The organism is Streptomyces sp. CA189, from assembly GCF_056428985.1.
On the sequence record NZ_JBWJVM010000003.1, the window covers coordinates 237669 to 254655 of the forward strand.

14 protein-coding genes are annotated in these 16987 nt (G+C 68.5%); 6 read left to right on the forward strand and 8 right to left on the reverse strand.

Annotation, left to right across the window (positions count from 1 at the left end; translation table 11 throughout):
- Positions 1-98 precede the first annotated feature (98 nt).
- Complete coding sequence (locus AC061S_RS04585; RefSeq protein WP_478684515.1) at positions 99-989, forward strand: esterase/lipase family protein; 891 nt, start codon at positions 99-101, stop codon at positions 987-989.
- A 28-nt stretch (positions 990-1017) separates the two neighbouring features.
- On the opposite strand, the gene AC061S_RS04590 is transcribed toward AC061S_RS04585, so the two are convergent.
- The 6 genes from AC061S_RS04590 to AC061S_RS04615 form a co-directional block, all read right to left on the reverse strand.
- Positions 1018-1977 carry an aldo/keto reductase gene (locus AC061S_RS04590; RefSeq protein WP_478684516.1) on the reverse strand — a complete coding sequence of 320 codons (960 nt, stop codon included), beginning with the start codon at positions 1975-1977 and terminating at the stop codon, positions 1018-1020.
- A gap of 9 nt (positions 1978-1986) precedes the next feature.
- Entirely contained in the window at positions 1987-3993 is a 2007-nt protein-coding gene (locus AC061S_RS04595) for a Dyp-type peroxidase (RefSeq protein WP_478684517.1), read from the reverse strand.
- Positions 3994-4056: 63 nt separating this feature from the next.
- Positions 4057-4584 carry a galactose oxidase early set domain-containing protein gene (locus AC061S_RS04600; protein WP_478684518.1) on the reverse strand — a complete coding sequence of 176 codons (528 nt, stop codon included), beginning with the start codon at positions 4582-4584 and terminating at the stop codon, positions 4057-4059.
- 12 nt (positions 4585-4596) lie between these two features.
- A complete protein-coding gene (locus tag AC061S_RS04605) occupies positions 4597-5208 on the reverse strand; it encodes a hypothetical protein (protein ID WP_478684519.1) in 612 nt (203 codons plus the stop codon).
- 256 nt (positions 5209-5464) lie between these two features.
- Entirely contained in the window at positions 5465-5680 is a 216-nt protein-coding gene (locus tag AC061S_RS04610) for a hypothetical protein (RefSeq protein ID WP_478684520.1), read from the reverse strand.
- A 316-nt stretch (positions 5681-5996) separates the two neighbouring features.
- Positions 5997-6488 (reverse strand): GNAT family N-acetyltransferase, encoded by a 492-nt coding sequence (locus AC061S_RS04615; protein ID WP_478684521.1) that lies wholly within the window; start codon positions 6486-6488, stop codon positions 5997-5999.
- 181 nt (positions 6489-6669) lie between these two features.
- Between AC061S_RS04615 and AC061S_RS04620 the strand changes: the two genes are divergently transcribed.
- From AC061S_RS04620 to AC061S_RS04640, 5 genes are all read left to right on the forward strand, one after another.
- Complete coding sequence (locus AC061S_RS04620; RefSeq protein WP_478684522.1) at positions 6670-7491, forward strand: SCO4651 family lipoprotein; 822 nt, start codon at positions 6670-6672, stop codon at positions 7489-7491.
- Positions 7492-7595: 104 nt separating this feature from the next.
- Positions 7596-8267 (forward strand): TetR/AcrR family transcriptional regulator, encoded by a 672-nt coding sequence (locus AC061S_RS04625; protein WP_478684523.1) that lies wholly within the window; start codon positions 7596-7598, stop codon positions 8265-8267.
- Positions 8268-8640: 373 nt separating this feature from the next.
- A complete protein-coding gene (locus tag AC061S_RS04630; protein ID WP_478684524.1) occupies positions 8641-9753 on the forward strand; it encodes a tyrosine-type recombinase/integrase in 1113 nt (370 codons plus the stop codon).
- Positions 9750-12230: a tyrosine-type recombinase/integrase gene (locus tag AC061S_RS04635; protein WP_478684525.1), complete on the forward strand. Its 2481-nt coding sequence runs from the start codon at positions 9750-9752 to the stop codon at positions 12228-12230. Before AC061S_RS04630 ends, AC061S_RS04635 begins: the two co-directional genes overlap by 4 nt.
- Entirely contained in the window at positions 12227-12757 is a 531-nt protein-coding gene (locus AC061S_RS04640; protein ID WP_478684526.1) for a DUF6262 family protein, read from the forward strand. The genes AC061S_RS04635 and AC061S_RS04640 overlap by 4 nt, the downstream gene beginning before the upstream one ends.
- A gap of 103 nt (positions 12758-12860) precedes the next feature.
- Here AC061S_RS04640 and AC061S_RS04645 read toward each other — a convergent pair whose 3' ends face one another.
- Both AC061S_RS04645 and AC061S_RS04650 read right to left on the reverse strand, forming a co-directional pair.
- Entirely contained in the window at positions 12861-15176 is a 2316-nt protein-coding gene (locus AC061S_RS04645; protein ID WP_478684527.1) for a hypothetical protein, read from the reverse strand.
- A 448-nt stretch (positions 15177-15624) separates the two neighbouring features.
- On the reverse strand, positions 15625-16836 hold the full coding sequence (locus AC061S_RS04650; protein ID WP_478684528.1) for an ATP-binding cassette domain-containing protein: 1212 nt from the start codon (positions 16834-16836) through the stop codon (positions 15625-15627).
- Positions 16837-16987 lie beyond the last annotated feature (151 nt).

The window sequence follows — 16987 nt, forward strand, 5'->3', positions numbered from 1 at the left end:
AGGAAGCATTCTGCGCGTACCGCCAGGGGACACGGGCGGCGCGCCGGAGCATTCTGTGCAGTCCGCCCCGTGCATGACCCCCCGTCAGGAGATGTCGTATGGCACGCCGTACCCGTGCGTCGCGCACCCGCACCCTGCTCGCCAGGGCCGCCCTGCCGCTGGCCCTCATGCTCGGCGCCGCCTTCCCGGCGCAGGCCGCCACCGAGGGCGTCACCGGAGGCGGGGTCAACGACTTCTCCTGCCGGCCGAGCGCAGCGCATCCCGAGCCCGTGGTGCTGCTCCACGGCACCTTCGCCACCTGGTACGAGGACCTCAACTTCCTCCAGCTCGACCTCGCCGCCCGCGGCTACTGCACCTTCGCCCTGACCTACGGCGCCTACGACGGCTTCCCGCTCGTCGGAGGTCTGAAGCCGGTGGCCGTCTCCAACCTGGAGATCAAGGAGTACGTGGAGAAGGTGCGCGGCGCGACCGGCGCCGCCAAGGTCTCCGTCGTCGGGCACTCCGAGGGCGGGCTCCAGGCCCTCTACCTCGCCAAGATGCAGGGCATCCAGCCGCACATCAAGGCGGTCGTGGCCATCGCTCCCCCGACCCACGGGACGAACGCCGCCGGGCTGCTGGACCTGGGCGACAAGCTGATCGGCCGGGCGACCATGGAGAAGATCGTGACCACCATCGGCATCCCGGTGCTCGCCGACGAGGTGCCCGGCGGTCCCGCGATCCTGGCCCTGAACGACGGTCCGGTGGCCCAGCCCGGGATCGCGTACACGATCATCACCTCGCGCTACGACGAGCTGGTGACCCCGACCGAGACGGCGTTCGTCCGCGAGCCGGGGGTCAAGAACCAGTACGTGCAGGACTTCTGCCCCTTCGACCCGGTGGGCCACATCGGCGAGGCCTACGACCTCAACGTCTGGCACCTGGTCCGCAACGCCCTCGACCCGCGCCGCGCCACCCCGATCCTGGTGTGCGCGGTCGGCTCGCCCGGCTAGGCCGTCGGGAGGCTAGGCCAGCGGGAAGCTAGGGAAGCGGACCGCCCCGGGCAGTGAGCCACAGGGAGTACCACTCCTCGTGGCCGAGGTCCGGGGCGCGCAGGGCCGCGTCGCGGCAGGCCCGGATGCGCTCGGGGCGGCCGGTGCCGATGACGGGGGCGATCCGGGCCGGGTGGCGTTGCAGCCACCACAGCAGGATCGTCTGCGGTGTCGTGTCCTTGGCCTTGGCCAGGGCCCGCAGGTGGTCGGCGGTCGCGTGCTCGCCCACGCTCGACTCCCGGCCGGTGAAGCGGCCTTGGGCCAGCGCCCCGTAGGCCTGGAGGCGGACTCCGTTGGCCGTGCAGTACTCGACGGTGCCGGCCGGGAAGCCCACGGCGGCCGCGGCCGGGGTGTTGACGAGGACCCCGTCCTCCAGCCAGTCCCGCCGGTGCAGGCTCATTTCCAGCTGGTTGGCGGCGAGCGGGACGTCGAGGTGGCGTTGCAGCTGGGCGCACTGCGCGGCGTTCATGTTGGAGACGCCGAACTCCCGCACCAGGCCCTGGCGGTGCAGCGAGGCGAGCGCCTCGGCGACGTCCGCCGGGTCGGCCAGCGGGTCGGGCCGGTGCAGGAGCAGGACGTCGATGACGTCGGTGCGCAGCCGCGTGAGGCTCTCCTCGACGCGGCGGACGATGCTCGCGCCCCGCAGGTCGTAGATCCCGGGGCGGTCGCCTTCGGCGAGCCGGATGCCGCACTTGGTCTGCAGCGTGACGCGCTCGCGCAGGCCGGGGGTGCGGGCGAGCACCTCGCCGAAGACGGCTTCCGCCTTTCCATGCCGGTAGATGTCGGCGTGATCGAACATCGTGATGCCGCTGTCGAGGGCGGCCTCGATCGCCGCCTCGGCCGCGTCGATGTCCTCGGCCCCGTACGGGCCGGGCTGCCAGCTCCCGCCGAGAGCCATGCAGCCGTAGATCAGCCGGGTGTCGCCTGTCACTGGTGCCGTGATCGCCATGCGGTCACCCTATGAGGAGGAGGCCTTCCACAGAACCTGCTCCCCGGCCAGGATCACCAGTTCTCCGGTGGGGCGCAGCAGCAGCCGGGCGCCGGGGTGGCCGGTGGTTCCGCTCGACCAGGCCGGGCGGCCGTCGGCCTTGCGGACCAGCAGTTCACCGTCCTGGGTGAGGACGGCGTCGTGGCCGGAGCCTGCGGTGTCGGTGTGCCACGTACGGCGGCCGTCGGCGTCGAGCAGGGCGAGGTCGCCGGTGCCGTCGAGGGACAGCCGGACCGTTCCCGCGTCGAGGGTTTCGCCGGGGCGCAGTACGGAACCGGTGTGGAACTCGATGGAGTCGTCGAGTTCCCCCTCGGCCAGGGCGCGCAGGACGGGGAGGGAGGGGCTGAAGGCGTACACCGAGCCCTCGGTGCGCACGAACCGCCCGAAGTGGAGGGTGTTGGCCCGGCTGCCTGTGCCGTCCGCCGAGGGGGTCTCGAAGGCGATGGGCGAATCGGGGCCGAGTACCGGGTCGCAGCCGGTGCGCGGGTTGCGGCCGGCCGGGAAGTCCGGGTCGTTCACCCACTTGCGCATCACCAGCTCGAACTGCCCCACCAGGTCCGACTGGTGGCAGACGAAGACCAGTCCCCGCGAGGTCTCCGGACCGTGTTCCCCGCCCAGTTCGGGCTGGTAGACGGGGCCGTACGGGATTCCGCGCCGCATCAGGCGCCGCGCGTCGAGCTCCGCCTGGGCCACGGGGGAACGGCCCGGGGTGAGGACGAGGCCGTCGCGCGGGTTTCCCTTGCGGATGTGCGCGAACAGCGGCATCCGCCAACCCTGCGGGTCCTGGCTGTAGTCGAGCTTGGCGTCGGGGTGCTCGCCCGGCACGGGCAGTTGCTCCGCCGCCGGGCACAGGGCGACCGGCATCCCGCCCGGCCAGCGGCCCATCAGGCGGGCTCCGAGCCATTCCCGGCCGGCGTCGGCGGGCGCGGCGCCGGCCCGCTGGAGTTCGGCGAGGCGCAGGGCGACCTGGGTCCACCAGCCGGGCACGTCCTGCGCGAGGCGGCGCACCACCTGGAAGGCGCCGCCGGTGGCCCAGGCGGGCAGGCCCGTGGGGCGCTTGCCCGCCCGCTCGGGGCCGACGACGAACTCGCCGGCGGGGACGAGCCGGGTTCCGGGCTTGCCGAGCACACCGGCGGGGTCGGCCGGGTCGGGCTCGTCGAAGCCCCGTACTCCGGGCTGGCTGATGCAGTCGAGGAAGCCGAAGTGCTCGTGCCCGCGGAGCTCGCCGGGGAGGGTGGCCCCGTCCTGCCGGAACAGGACCGTCGCGCCGGCCGCGCCCGCGCCCGCGCGGTGTTCGGCGACGGCGGCGGCGAGGCGTTCGGGCTGGTCGGCGGCGAGGGTGAGGACGGCGTGCACCACGCGGCCGGGCTCCTCGGAGCCGAACAGCCAGGTCTGCGGGGCGCTGGTTCCGGTGTCGCCGAGCTGCTGCGCGCGGGCGGCGGAGCCCTGGGTGAAGGCTTCGGCGCTGGAGCCGGCCGGGGCGGCGGGGAAGGGCTCCTTGCCCGCGAACAGGAGCAGCCCCGGATGGGTCAGGCTCAGCCCGGTCCACAGGCTGGCCATGGAGTCGGGGTCGATGCCGCCGCTGCGTCGGCGGGCCTTGCTGAAGGCACGGTTGAAGCGGGCCACTTCTTCGGTGGTGGAGATCGAGGGCAGCAGACCGGTCAGCCAGGTCCGGGCCTTGTCGGCGTCGCGGAAGTGGAGGAAGAGGAAGCAGGCGTGGTCCTTGCGGAACCCGGCGAGGATGTCGCCCTGGGAGTTTCGGTCGGAGCGCAGCGGGAGGGGGCCGGGGTCGGTGCCCCTCCGCGCGGGCTCCGCGGCCGGGCCCGCGGCCGGGCGGGCCGGGGCCTCGGCGGCCCACGCCGTGGGCGCGAGGCCTGCGGTGACACCGACGGCGGCGAGGGCCGCCGCCTGGACCACGGTCCTGCGGGCGGGTCCGGTGCGGGGGCAGCCCGGGGGCGGCGACGGGGCGAGGGCCATCGGCTTGCTCCTAGTGGCGGTGGGGTCGGGGAGGGGAATCAGGTACGGGGAGAACGGCCGAGTTCAGCGCAGCGGCGCGGCGGGCGCTCCGGCGCCGAGCTTGATCCACTGGGCGACGCTGGGCACTCCCTTCGCGTCGAGGAGGAAGAGCATGTAGTAGCCGGGCGGGGCGGCGGCCGCGGTCGGCGGAGCCTGCAGAGTGAGGGTGTCGCCCGCGCGCCGCTTGATCCGCAGTTCCACGTGGCGCTGACTGGTGTTGACGGCGTGCGTGGCGGTGGTGGGCGCCAGCAGCACGGCCCGCTTGACCTGGTCGGGGGTGCTCGTGGTGACCTCGAAGCGGGTGTTGTGGCCGACCGGGCCGGCCGGTGCCCTGTCGAGGGCGGGCCGGGCGCCCTGGTGGAGGTAGGAGGGCTCGTACATCTCGATGGTGCCGTTCATCTCGTCGGTGATGTCGGCGTCGTTGGCGAGCTGCTGGAGCTCGTCCCCGGTCACCATGACCCGGCCGTCGGGCAGGACGACGGCGTTGGAGTGGTAGCCGCGGGGAAGCCGCTGGGCGGGGCCGAGCTTCCAGTTGCCCTGTCCGTCGCGCATCTCGAACTGGCGTCACTTCAGGTCGGCGTTGGGGTTCAGGACCCCGTTCCCGTAGTCGCGGAGGTCGTATCCGCCGCTCGTCGTCAGCAGCGTTCCGTTCGGCATCAGCAGGGTGTTGTCCTGGGTGCGTCCGAAGGCCCTGGACTTGTCGACGGTCCAGCGGCCCCCGGACAGCTTGTACGTCTTCGGGTCGGTGCGGTCCCCGCCGATGATCAGGGCCGTGTCGGGGCCCTCGTACCCGCCGGGCAGCGGCACGGCGCCCCCGTACACCCGGGAGCTGCCGTCCGGGCGGGGCGGCAGATCGGTGCGGGACTCGTCGACGGGGTCGAAGGCCCGCTGTTCGTCGTGGACCCGGCCGAGGCGGGCGCGGCGGGTGGTGTCGGGGTAGTCGACGGCGTCCCGCAGCGCGAGGCGGGTCCGGGCGTGCTCCTCAGCGTGGTCCTCACCGAGGCTGCGCCGCTCGTCCGCGCTGATCTCGCGGCGCACCCGCTCGGGGGCGACGTACGGCGCCGGCCGCGCGGCATCCGGATCGTACGGGGCTTCGTGTGCGGCCGCGGGACCGGCGGGGAGCAGGCCGAGGAGGGTGCCTGCGAACAGGGCGCGGGCGCCTCCGGGACGGGACATGGGGAACCCTTACGTGGGGGGAAGGGGGGAAGGAAAGGGGGAGGGCGGAAACGGGCAGCGGGGAGCGGGCCGGCTCGGATGCCGTGCGCGGTCACGAACGCCGTCCGGCGCGGCGCCTCGTGGAAGCCGGCGGGTTCGACGTGCACGCCCGGGGCATGGGCGTGGTCGAGCCGGAGGACCGGCCGGACGCCGTACCCGCAGATGCCGCCGAGCGCGGCGATGCCGAGGACCCCGCGCACGCCCTTGGGCCGGCCGGTCAGGACACGGAACGCCACCGAGAGGGCACCTCGGCCCGGGCGGGCGCCGGCATCCGGTCGGCGGCGGGGTGGAGGTCTATCGGCGCGCCGGCTTCGGCGCGGTCGCCCTTGCGCGCGACGGCCGGCTCCTGGGCCGAACTCACCATCAGGAAGGCCGGGGTGAAGATGAAGAAGGAGAGGACCGCTCCCGCGGCGGTGCCGACGGCGGGACCCACGTCCGGCATCTTGCGGCGCGTGCCACGTGGTGGCCGAGTTTCGCGGCGCCCATCGCGATGAGGGCGGCGCATAAGACGGAGAGGACGGCGGCGACAGCCATGGGGCCGGGGACTCCTCAGTGCGGGGGCCGACGGGCAGCGCACGCTGCCGGTGATCAACACACTCGGTGATCAACGCCGTGCGCGCGCGCCGGGGCAACCGATGGGGTGACGGTTCACTGTCGGACCGTCACCCGTACGCACCGGGGCCGGGGCCGTCGCCCCGTTCACGACGGGACGGGGCCGGGCGGGGCGGGGGCCGGTCAGCCCTCGGCGGTCAGCCCTCGGCGGTGAGCGCCCGCCGGTAGCTCAGTGCGGGGCTGCCGTCCAGGACGGTCTCCCCCACCACCGTGAACCCGGTCCGCCGGAGCACCGCCGCCGATGCCGCGTTGTCCAGGGTGGCGGACGCGGTGAGGACGGTGAGCCCGTACTCCGCGGCGGCGAGCCGGCAGACCTCCCGGACGGCCGCGGTGGCCGCGCCGCGGCCCGCCGCCCGTTCGCCGATCCGGTAGCCGAGGTCGGCGGCGCCGTCCGCCAGGTCGACCAGGTTGACGCGCCCGATCAGCTCTCCGGCGGCGTCCATCACCAGGTGGAACCGGCACGCGCCCGTGTCCTGTTCGTCGAGCAGGGCGCGGTGGCGGGCGGCGAACTCCGCGAAGTAGGCGTCCCCGCGGTCCGGTACGGAGCGGGCGAAGTACGCCCGGTTGTCCCGCTCGAAGGCCAGCAGGGCATCCTCGTGATCGGCCCGCAGGCGTTCGAGTCGCAGCATGCCGGGCAGGATATACGGGCTGCTCGGAGCGGCGCGCGCGAGTTTGCGGGGACCTCCCGGGGACACGGCGACGGGGCGGTGGAGGCCGAAATCCTCTCTGTCGGCCGAGGAGTTGTACGAGCGTGTGACGATCCGGACCCGTCCGGGGGGACAGGGACGACAACCGACCAAGGGGTGGGGAATGAAGGCAGGAACAGTCACCACGGGCATCGCGGCCGCCGTGATCGTGACGGCGGGCCTGAGTGGCTGCACGGCCGGCGCCTCCGTGGGCAAGAAGGCCGCGGACTCGGCGGAGACGCTGGTCGCGACGCTCACGAAGGTCTCCGACGAGGCCTCCAAGGCCGGCTCGGCCGAGGTCGAGATGAGCGTCACGATGCCCGACACGGGCGGCAAGCCGGTCCAGATGAACGGCGTCTACTCCTGGGGCGACGGCCTCGCGATGGAGGCGGAGATGCCGGCCGAGGACCTCCAGATGGAGAAGCTGGTCGCCGACGGCACGATCACGTACCGGCTCGTCCGGGGGGCGTACTACTACGGCATCGATCCGGCGCCGAGCGGCCCGTTCGCCGGCAAGACCTGGCTGAAGGTCGAGGCCTCGGCCGTGCTCGGCGAGCAGGGCGCCGCCGGGATGAACGCGGGCAACAACGACCCGACGGCCGGGCTGAAGTCGCTCAAGTGGGCCAGCAACGTCACCAAGGTCGGCCAGGAGGACGTCAACGGGAAGAGCTCCGTCCACTACCGCGCCACGGTTCCGGTGGACAAAATGGGCGACACCAAGGCGATGTTCGGCGCGGTGGGCGCGGGCACGGCGACCGAGCTCGTCTCGGACATCTGGGTCGACGACAAGGGGATGCCCTCGCGGCTGAACCAGACCGTCGGGGACGTCACCGTCAAGGTGGACTTCCTGTCCTTCGGCGTCGCGAAGGACATCGCGGTCCCGCCGGCCGCCGACACGGCCGACATCACCGAGGCGGTCAAGAAGGGCGGCGCGGCACAGAGCTGACGCCGGCGCGGCGGCCGGGCGGTTCGTACCGAACGGATCGGTTCATACACTGGCCCCGGCACGCACCGCCCCCGTGCCACCCCGCGGGCACGAAGGACTCCCCCATGGAAGCCGAGACGGCGAACGCCACCGACGAGTACGGCATCCCGGTCCTCCCCGCTGCCCCCGACGCCGTCCGGCGCAAGCGCCGGGCGATCATCGACGCGGCCGCCGCGGAGTTCCTCGCCGAGGGGTACGCCGCCGCCTCCATGGACGCGGTCACCAGCCGCTCCGGGGTCTCCAAAGCGACGGTCTACAAGCACTTCGGCACCAAGGAGCGACTGTTCCTCGCCGCCATCGGCGGCATCCTGCGCGAAACCTACGCCGGCCTCGAACCCGGCGGCTCCGACCTCGCGGAGGCCGCCGATCTGCGCGCCGCCCTGATCTCCCTCACCGGGGACTGGGCCGCGCTCCTGCTGCGCCCCGACAGCATGGCGCTGCGCCGCCTGATGATCGGGGAGATCCACCGTTTCCCGCAGCTCGGCCTGCTCTGGTACCGGGTCACGTACGACATGTACAACAAGCCCCTCGTCGAGGCCTTCACCGAACTCGGGCGGCGCGGCGAGCTCGACGTCCCGGACCCCGTGCTCGCCGTACAGCAGCTCATCGCCGCCACCATCGGCGTCCCGCAACTGGTGCACACCTTCGCACCCGGCACCGAGGCCGGCCCTGCGGAGCTGACCCGCGTCGTCACCTCGGGAGTCGACCTCTTCCTGGCCCGCTACGCCGCGTCGTAGCCGGGTCGGCGCGGGGCCCGGCTCCGTACGGGCCGGGCCGGCACCCGTACGGAGCCGGGGGCACGGGTCAGCGGTCCTGCGAGAGCCCGTACAGCTCGGCGAAGGTGCCGCCGAGGGCGGTCAGTTCGGCGAAGGTGCCGGTCTCGACGACCCGGCCCCCGTCGAGGACGATGATCCGGTCGGCCAGGCGGCAGTTCTCTGGGGGTTCCCCGGCTGTGGTGTGACGTCGTACGGAGCCCCGTCGTTGGGTTGGTTGCGATGGTTCTCAGGGGGTGCGGCTCTGCGGTGGATCGTTGCGATCGACTCGTGGATAGGGGTATCAGTGCGTGCATTCCCTGTACAACTGCCGTCAGGCACCCGCTATTGGACTGTGGTGGACGACGAGTTGGAGGTGGTCGAGGACGCCGACCGCTTCCTACGGGAGCTGAGGTTGGCCCGGGGGCGGGCGGAGACGACGACGAAAGCGTATGCCGAGGCCGTCATGCTGTTCCTGGTGTGGTGCGCGAGCACCAGGCGGGAGTGGCGGACCGCCGCTCGCGAAATAGGGCTGTTCATGCTCTGGCTGAAGTGGACCCCGAGGAACGGCGATCAGCGGCGGGTAGTGGTGCCGGGGCCGGGTGCGAAGCCGGTCCGGGGCGAGCGCCGGATCAACAAGGTACTGACTGCAGTCCGGATGTTCCTGGTCCACGCTGTGGTGAACAAGGCCGCGCCAGCCTGGGTGTTGGAGCAGATCTACGAACTCGGTGATGACCGCGACTTGCCCCAGCCGGCTCGCGGCGAGAGCGGTGCCATGCGGTACCGGATGCGGGCCCGCCATCGGCTCCAGGAACCCGAGAGCGCCATCGATCGGGCCAGCGACGAGGAGATCGTCGGCATGTTCCTGAAGTGCCGCTCCGCCCGCGACCGGCTCATTCTTCTGCTGCTGTCGCGGGTCGGACTGCGCCCCGGGCAGGTCGCGGGCCTGCGCCGCTGTGATCCGCATCTGATGATGGATTCCCGCACCCTGGGCTGCGATATCGAGGGCGCCCACGTCCACGTAATCCGGCGCGAGAACGAGAACCGTGCCTGGTCAAAGTCGAAGAAGTCATGGGCCATGCCGGTCGACTTCCTCGTAGTCCAGGCATTCGACCAGTACGCGCTGGAACGTCACGAGCACCTGGGAGCTGACGGCAGCGACTTCGTGCTGGTCAACCTGTTCCGGCCGCCCTACGGGGCGCCGATGACGGCCGATGCAATCGGCGAACTGTGTGAGTCGCTGTCCCTGCGGGCCGGGCTGGGCCGGAAGATCGGCCCCCGGATGTGTCGACATGCGATGGCCAGCAATGTCGCCGACGCCGGCGGCAAACTGGACGAGGTCCAGGCCCTGCTCGGGCAGAAGAGCGCGGAATCGCCGCGACCCTACCTGCATCCCAAGCCATCGCGCCTTCGTGAGGCCATTGAGCGGGTGCCTCTGCCGCGTGTGAGCACGAAAGAGGGCGATCGATGACGATCGCCCTGGTCGAGAACCTACCGGCGGAGCCGGACAACATCACCGACGTTCTCATGGGGGCAGTGACTCCTGAATTCCAGCAGCTCATGGGCTGGGACGCTGCACGCTGCCAGCTGATCTTCCCCCGCGATCATCCTCTGCTAGGCGGCCCGGAGTGCCCCGTGGCGGGCTGCGACAAGGTCGTCTTCCACACCAAGGACCAAGGGCTCTGCGTGGGCTGCGCGAAGCGCCTAAAGGCCAGCGGGCAGAGTTTCGAAGCGTTCGTGTCCACCGTCAAGCGGCACTGGCGCTCGATCGGCGTCAGCAACTGCCGGGTTCGTGAGTGCGGGCGCCCGTCGAAAACGTCACGCGCCGGGTTGTGCAGCGCCCACCTGGGCCAGAAGAAGTCGCTCGCCCTGTCGGTGGCCGAGTTCATCCGACACCCCTCCGCCAAGCCCTTGCCCGGCTTCGGTCCTTGTGAGGTCGCTGCGTGTCCCCGATCTCGCGATGGACACAGCTACCAGTACTGCACGGCGCACTACCAGCGCCGACTGCAGGAGGTACGCAAGGGCAGCACCCTCAAGGAGGAGACCTGGCGGCTCACGACCTCGGCCATCGCCCAGGCCGGCATGGTGAGCCTGCTCGGCTTGCCCGACCGGATCGTGGCCGAGATTCTCTATGGGCTACAGGAACGCGTCGCTGACGGCATCCGGCACAAGGACCACCACGTCCGCCCCTTCTGCGATCTCGTCCGGGCCCAGCAGGTCAGTTCTCTGGTCGAACTCGACGTCTCCGGTCTGGGCAAGATGAACGCGTCACTGGCGAAGGGATTCCTCAAACAGGTCCTTCGTCGGGGCATGTCGCCGGAGACCGAGCGGCACAAGAACACCTGGGACGGCGCCGCGTTCGGCATGACCGGCTACCTCCACTTCGAGAAGATCAGCCAGCCATGGCTGCGCAGGGCCACTCAGAACTGGGCTGTCGACGATGCTCCCCGTCGCCGGGGCACCAACCCCCGCGGGGCGATGCAGACACAGATCAACTGCGTCGTCCGGCTCTCCGAAAGCCTTCGGCTGAACCGGCCGGACAAGGGAACGGATCCGCGGCTTCTGAGCCGCGACGATATCGTGGCCTTCCTCAACCGGATGCGCTACCTGGTGCAGCAGGGAGAGGTCGCCGCCGCCCGCCACGTCGTCGATATCCGACACCTGCGGCGCATGCTCAGCCGCATGCGAAGCCTCGGGCTGACTCAGCCCGACCAGCCTCTGCACGGCCTGTCTGAGCAGTTCACGCTACAGCCCGAGGACATCCCGGACGACCCCGAGGACACCGAGGCCGGCCGCGACCTCCCGCCGGAGGTGATGCGGCAACTCTGCGACCAACTCAACCTCGTGGGCGCAGGTGACCCGCAGGCCCGCACCGCGGTCGAGCTGCTGATGGACACAGGCCGCCGCCCGGACGAGATCTGCCGTCTGCCCTTCGGCTGCCTCGAGCGTGATGGCGACGGCGAGCCTGTCCTGATCTACGACAACCGCAAGGCACTCAGGAACGGCCGACGGTTGCCGATCGCCAAGGCCACTGCGGCCCTCATCGTCGAACAGCAGGAGCGAGTCCGGGCCCGATTCCCGGGCACCCCGGATAAAGAGCTCGCGCTCATGCCTTCACCGGTCGCGAACCCACGCGGCACGAAGTCGCTGACTGCCAGCTGGCTCGGGGTCCGCCACCGAGCTTGGGTCGACTCCCTGCCGGACTTCCTCGTCCCCACCGTCGTCGAGGTCGCTGGTGAACGCATCACAAAGATGCTGGCCTTCGACAAGGCGAAGATCTTCCCCTACGCCTACCGGCACACCTATGCGCAGCGTCACGCAGATGCTGGCGTGCCCGTCGACGCCCTTAGGGTTTTGATGGACCATCGCCAACTTAACACTACGCAGTGTTACTACCGGGTCGGCGAGAAACGCCAACGCGAAGCGGTCGAGCGTGTCACGGCGATGCAATTCGACCGCCGAGGCAACCGCGTCTGGCGGCAGGCCAAGGCCGTCCTCGACTCCGAGCACGCCCGCCGGGCAATCGGAGTAACCCAGGTCCCCTACGGCACCTGCACCGAACCGTCGAACGTCGCCGCCGGTGGCCAGGACTGCCCGGTCCGATTCCGCTGCGTCGGCTGCAGCCACTTCCGCACCGACGTGTCCTACCTGCCCGACCTGGAAGCCTACTTGGCCGATCTGCTCCGCAACCGTGAGCGCCTGGCTGCGTTCACCGACGCCGACGACTGGGCCAAGGGCGAAGCAATGCCCTCGGACGACGAGATGAGCCGAGTCCGCCGCCTGGTCAAACGCGTCCGCGAAGAACTCGACGACCTCACCGACGAGGACCGGGATCAGATCCAGCAGGCCGTGACCGTCGTCCGCAGAACCCGGGCAGGCGCCGTCTCGCTCGGCATTCCGAAGGTGAGGCAGCCCACGCCCGACATCCGCCCCGAGAGGACCGCATGACCTCCAGCATGATCGAAGGCAAGCGCGCCGACTCCGCGCGACGCCGAGAACGTGTGATCAAGGCTCTGAACGCGGCCCTGCGAACCGGCGGCGACATCACCGTCTCCGGCCTCGCCCGCGCCGCACGAGTCGACCGCAGCTTCCTCTACCGTCACCGTGACTTGCTCGAACGCGTTCACGTCGCTGCCAACACGCCTGTCGAGGAGGGGCGATTGGCCGCCGTCAGCCGAGCCTCCCTACAGGCCGACCTGGCCAATGCGCTGGGGCGGAACTTGCGTCTCGCCGCACGCGTACGCCAGTTGGAGAAGCGGCTCTCTGAGCAACTGGGAGAGCACGCCTGGAGCGAATCAGGGCTCGGAGCCCCACCAGATGTCGATCAGCTCCAGCGCCACGTGGCCTTGCTGGAGCAGGAACTCCTTGAGAAGCGGGGAGAGCTTGTAGAGCGGACGGAGGAACTTGAGGCCGCCCGAGCCGCCAACCGGGAACTAACCCGGGTGCTGAACCAGAACTCCCCAGGCGGCCGCTGAACTCCACCTATCCGGGTGCCACCGGTAGTCCAGATACCCTCCCATGCACCGAAGTTTATCCGACCAGGGATCGGGTCGCTCCTCAAACGGCACCCGGCCGACTTCACCGCCGGCTGTGCTTCTTGCCTCTTCTTCCAGTTGGCATGTGCTGCCAGACTTTGTGATGCACTTGCCATTTAACCGACCAATCTTCGTTCCTTCCGTAACGGGCGATACGCAGGAACTCTGCTGCATTGACATGCAACTCAAGCTGGCTTTCAGGAGGCAGGCATGATCGATCATACTTGCCTCCCTGATGCAAACTGCTCATGTCGAGTATCGCCTCCATGGAGCGCGCTCCGTGCCTATATTTCTGGATCGTCAGAAATGCACGTAGAACTCCCGAATCGATGTCTTTTTCTGCTGAAGTAGAATCCCCAACAGGCGAACCTTTCAAGAATTGATGTAGGAGTAGTGCGCGATGTATCAATTGCTCTGGCCCTACAGGGCTATTTCCCGGCGGGTTGGGGCCGACTACATCGATGTATCCACGCAAGCGGCTCAGGAAGTCTGCCCCTTTGGTGGTTCGCTGCTCGGGGCGGAGTACGTCGGCCTCAAATTTGGCGTACTTCTCGAAGATTCCGCCTGCGAAAACGAAAATGCAGCGCCCAATAGGGTGGGTCAATTCTCCCGAGTGGAACTCGCCATCCGCCATCGGTGCCAAGAAATGCCGCACCCACCCCAACGGCTCGTTGTGAAATGGAGTGTCGAATTCATCCCAAAAGACAAGAGGCACTTCGCCCTTTAGGCGCCGGTCCCGAACCTGATGGAATGCGTCTGTCAACTCATCCACTGAGTCGAACTGGGATAGGTTGAACTCGAGCGGCTCCTTGGGTCCGCCTTGCATTGACCTAACCACTTGCTTGACAGCGAATGACTTGCCCGATCCAGGCGCACCGAAGACTGCAATTGATCGTGGCTTCAGTTTGTTCTGCGCCTCCCAATATTCGGAGATGAGATTTTGTATAGTGCGGAGTCCTTCCATTTCTCCACGATCAACCGTAAGCAGAGTCCCAAACTCCCCGTGAGGGATGTTCTGTAGCGCCGGCGCCCCCGGGCCTTTCTTGGCAACCGATTCCGCCTTAGAGTAGGGATCGGCGTCTTCTCCGGAAAGGGAATCGCCGAGAATGGACCACTGGAGCTTAGGGTTCGCCTTCCTGGCTTCTATGCGCACTTCCCCTAGGATGCTTTGTCCGACATCCAAGCAGCGCAATGGGAACTTAAGTTGTCCGTCTGGATGTGCACTGAAGCCATCCGCATAAGCACTGCGCATGGCGCTGATTCCGCGCCTTATCCCGGATGACAGAACTTCATGAAGATCGATTTCAAGAGTGCGACCTTCGAGGATTTGTGCCTCTTTCATTGATTTTATTATGGCGGCTGCGAGTACCTGGCTGTAGCCAAAAATCCACCCACCTGGATTCTGTCTTTCCCAAGTCCCCTCTACCATTTCAGGGCCGAAGAAAAGAGTAGCGGTGCGTGTGCGCGCCTCTTGTTCTATTAGCATGGCACCAACGGGTCCGAAGGAGACAATTAGCCTCTGGCATAGGCCCAGTGTTCGGACAGGGGAATCCCCCTCCAACGCCGCTAGTACATCTTGGGTCGAGCGTTCCCATGACAGTCCGCGGCTCACCTCGGCGCCCGCATCCCGCAGGCTATCAACATGGGTCAGGACGATCAGACGCTCGGGACAGCTTCCTCGTTCTTCAATCCATTCTGAAAGCCTTTTCCATAGCTTACTTCTTGCAACGCTTTCTCCTTTCAGCTTTATTAGTAGCCATGGTGTTGCCTCGTCCTGTTGTTGGAACTTCTCGATCAGGTCTTCCCATAGATCCGCGTCATCACTGAAGCCGAGGCATGCGTCATCGATTACAATCAGGCAGGGCTGTTGGGGCGGCTGGAGCTCATAGCCCTTTTGCAAATTTGTTCCACGGCTGATTCCCAAATACCTTCGGATTCGCCAGGGAATTTCATCCATGCTGGGTTCAGATCGTTGCTGTGAACCCGAGCGTGTTTCTGGCGCCACAGTTGGCTCTTCTCCGTACGGAGCTAGAGTGTTGAATGAGTGGTGCGTGGTGCTATCGCTAGGGGTAGGGCAATCTGTCCGATACTGTGGCCCCACTACTTGAGGTAGTTTATCGGTGGCTTTTTCGATAAGTGCTCTCAACAGAATTGCGCCACCTTGGCGCCAACACGGATAGCTCGTCGCCTTCAACCGCTCCTCCGGTCCGGGCGGGCCACCTTTAGGAAGGCGAACACCCCAATCGATGGTGATGTCTCCGGCAACCAATATGACGGAACGCGCAGAATCTGTACCGGAAATTTTCTGATTTCCGGCACGCGGGGCGGCGCCTTCGCTTTGGCGGTGGTCTTTCGTCACTGTCATCACCTTCTGAAAGCCTGTATCGGCAGGGTGATCACCTGGACGACAACGCCTCGGGCTCCTGGCTAGTTGCGCGGCGGTGGCGGCGAGTTACTGGGTGGAGTGCTGCCGACGGCACGGCATACTTCTCTGTCAGTTTCGGCTACCGAACTCAGGGGCGCAACCGGTAGGGGTGAGCAACCCTCTGGATTCCATATGTCATCGCCAGCACACCGTATCCGCATGCTTGTTAGCACCTGCCGTCGATTGCGTCAGTCCAGAAGTCTCATGCACGTCGCTATTCGCAGGATATCAACTTGGGGTATGTGCTTCCTGGTTTCACGGGACGGGGTAGAGGAGACCACTGGTGATGGCCGCACACAGGCATGCGAACGGGTAGATGGCGCAGCGTGAGTTGCCCCGCACGATGCTCAGGTTGGTGCGAGCGCGGTTCCTTGACGTCGTATCAGACGAGTGACGTCATGCTTGCGCTCACCCTGCCATTCAGCCATGCCCGCCGTTTCCTGATCACCCGTATCGGTGATGGCGCCACACCTGTTGTGATGAGTAGGCTTGGCAGCAACGCCGTTGAGCTGCATCGATGTGAGATTCTGCTATGGCAACAGGTCTGAATCCCCAGGGAATTCGTGTTCTCCATCCGGTGGGTGACGATCATGGTGATCCGGTCCTCCTTCATCTGCTGCAGGCCGGTGAAGACCTGGTGCTCCCCACGGGCGTCCATCGCCGAGGTGGGCTCGTCCATGATCAGCAGCCGGGGCTTGCGGTGGAAGGCGCGGGCGCACGCCAGGCGCTGCCACTGGCCCCCCGAGAGCTCGTGGCCGCCCCACAGCGAGCGGGCCAGGAGCGTGTCGAGGCCGTGCGGGTAGCCCTGGACAGCCTCGCGCATGCCGACCGCGTCGAGCGCTTCCCACACGGCGTCCTCGCCCCGTGCGTCGGGTTGGCCGAGGGTGACGTTGTCGCGCACCGTGAACGGCCACTGCGCGTAGGACTGGGCGACCAGCCCGACGTGGGCCCACAGGGTCCGCTGGTCGTGCGCGCGGGTCGGGGTGCCGTCCCAGTACGCCTCCCCGTCGCTCGGGACCGTGAGGCCGGTCAGCAGGCGGATGAGGGTGGACTTCCCGGCGCCGTTCTCACCGACCACCGCGATGATCTCGCCGCGGGACAGGGACAGGCTGACCGGGCCGAGCGCCGGAGTGTCCTTGCCCGGGTAGGTGTACGAGGCGTTCTCCAGGCTGACCTTCTCCGGCGGCCCCGCCGCCACGCTGCCGCGGGTGACGGCCAGTTCGCGGGCCTGCTCCAGGAAGAGGCGGTAGTCCTCCAGGTAGAGGGCGTGCTGGAACATCGCGGCGCCGTAGACCACCAGGCTGGACAGGGCGGAGGCGGAGGTCCGCATGGCGACGATGGCGGTGCCCGCCGCCGCCAGGGCCATGGATCCCGCCAGGACCAGGGCGCCCAGCGCGGCCCAGGTTCCGAGCTGGAAGAGGCCGCCGAGGGCCGCGGCGAGGAGCGAGACCCGCAGGTAGCGCGGGGCGGAGCCGACGAGTTTGGCGTCGATGCGGGCACAGACGGCGGCGTACCAGGCGTGCGCGTGGGGGCGCATGGAATTGCAGCGCAGCTCGTCGCCGAGCTTGTGGGTGGTGAGGTACCAGCGCATCATCCCGCGGATGTTGCGGCGGAGCAGGGCCGCGATGCGTCCCGGGGACCCCCGTTGAGTGGTCGAGTGAGGGAGTACATCCGAGCGCGGAGCGCGGAGTAACGAGAACAGGCCTTCGTCGCGGACCGGCGGGAACGGGCCCGGGAGGCCGGCC